Annotated in this window: 1 pseudogene; it reads left to right on the forward strand. The window is 57.9% G+C overall.

The features are described 5' to 3' along the window. Positions 1-43 precede the first annotated feature (43 nt). Positions 44-259 (forward strand): annotated as a pseudogene (locus V0R37_RS22640) (aromatic acid/H+ symport family MFS transporter); the annotation flags it as partial.

Here is a 259-nt window from a genome sequence, read left to right on the forward strand (position 1 = left end):
GGCTTTTTTGGTGCGCCAAGGCAAAATAGCCGAGGCGCGCAAAGTGCTGGCCGCGCTCACTGGCAAGCCCTTGCCCGATGATGCCGAATTGGCGGTGCACCAGCCGCAGAAAACCGAGCAGTCGCTCGCGGCTTTGTTCAGCAACAACCGCGCTTTGAGCACCTTGATGTTTTTTCAGGCGTTTTTTATGTGCCTGCTGATGGTGTATGGTTTGGGCTCGTGGCTGCCCAAGCTGATGACCATGGCGGGCTACGGCTTC

Origin of the sequence: Pollutimonas rozaliensis (assembly GCF_048751585.1) — a bacterium.
GTDB lineage: Bacteria > Pseudomonadota > Gammaproteobacteria > Burkholderiales > Burkholderiaceae_B.